The sequence below is a fragment of the Frigoribacterium sp. PhB116 genome, from assembly GCF_004364285.1.
In the GTDB taxonomy this organism is placed as follows: Bacteria; Actinomycetota; Actinomycetes; order Actinomycetales; family Microbacteriaceae; genus Frigoribacterium.
This window is the reverse complement of record NZ_SOBE01000008.1, coordinates 4423-5574: the sequence shown is the minus strand read 5'-3', so window position 1 is coordinate 5574 and position 1152 is coordinate 4423. Positions and strand designations below refer to the sequence as shown.

The following is a 1152-nucleotide window of genomic DNA, read 5'->3' as shown; positions in this document are numbered from 1 at the left end:
GTCGGCTTTAAACAAGAAGAGCCCCTCCAGTGGAGGGGCTCTTCTATCAAAAGGAGTCCGGCGGTGTCCTACTCTCCCACAAGGTCCCCCTTGCAGTACCATCGGCGCTGAGAGTCTTAGCTTCCGGGTTCGGAATGGGACCGGGCGTTTCCCTCTCGCTATGGCCGCCGAAACATTTACCACACAACCCCCGAAGCGTGAGCCCCGGGTGAGGGTGAAGTCTGTTTCAGACCATGCCCACCAACTATGAATCGGTGGGACTTATCTGTTCTGTTGTCCCCACACCACAGCACGTGTGATGTGAAGGGTGTTCCGTAAAGCTCAGCCGTTGCCGACCGTCTTTCGGGAACCACATAGTGGACGCGTAGCAATCTTTCTTCCTCCTCTACAGGGGAAGAGTGTTGTCAAGTTATCGGCTTATTAGTACCGGTCAGCTCCATGGGTCGTTAGTCCCCACTTCCACATCCGGCCTATCAACCCAGTAGTCTAGCTGGGAGCCTCTCACCCCGAAGGGTATGGAAATCTCATCTCGAAGCCGGCTTCCCGCTTAGATGCTTTCAGCGGTTATCCGTTCCGAACGTAGCTAATCAGCGGTGCTCTTGGCAGAACAACTGACACACCAGAGGTTCGTCCATCCCGGTCCTCTCGTACTAGGGATAGATCTTCTCAAATTTCCTACGCGCGCAGCGGATAGGGACCGAACTGTCTCACGACGTTCTAAACCCAGCTCGCGTACCGCTTTAATGGGCGAACAGCCCAACCCTTGGGACCTACTCCAGCCCCAGGATGCGACGAGCCGACATCGAGGTGCCAAACCATGCCGTCGATATGGACTCTTGGGCAAGATCAGCCTGTTATCCCCGAGGTACCTTTTATCCGTTGAGCGACAGCGCTTCCACAAGCCACTGCCGGATCACTAGTCCCGACTTTCGTCCCTGCTCGACTTGTCAGTCTTACAGTCAAGCTCCCTTGTGCACTTACACTCGACACCTGATTGCCAACCAGGTTGAGGGAACCTTTGGGCGCCTCCGTTACTCTTTAGGAGGCAACCGCCCCAGTTAAACTACCCACCAGGCACTGTCCCAGAACCGGATCACGGTTCGTAGTTAGATATCCAAAGTGACCAGAGTGGTATTTCAACAATGACTCCGC

The 1152-nt window shown here is 55.0% G+C and carries 2 rRNA genes (1 of these 2 only partly in view); both read right to left on the bottom strand.

From position 1 onward, the window contains the following. Window positions 1-55 precede the first annotated feature (55 nt). Window positions 56-172, bottom strand: a 5S ribosomal RNA gene (gene rrf / locus EDF20_RS15540). Window positions 173-400: 228 nt separating this feature from the next. Further along, window positions 401-1152: ribosomal RNA gene (locus EDF20_RS15535) — 23S ribosomal RNA — on the bottom strand (it continues 2567 nt past the right edge of the window).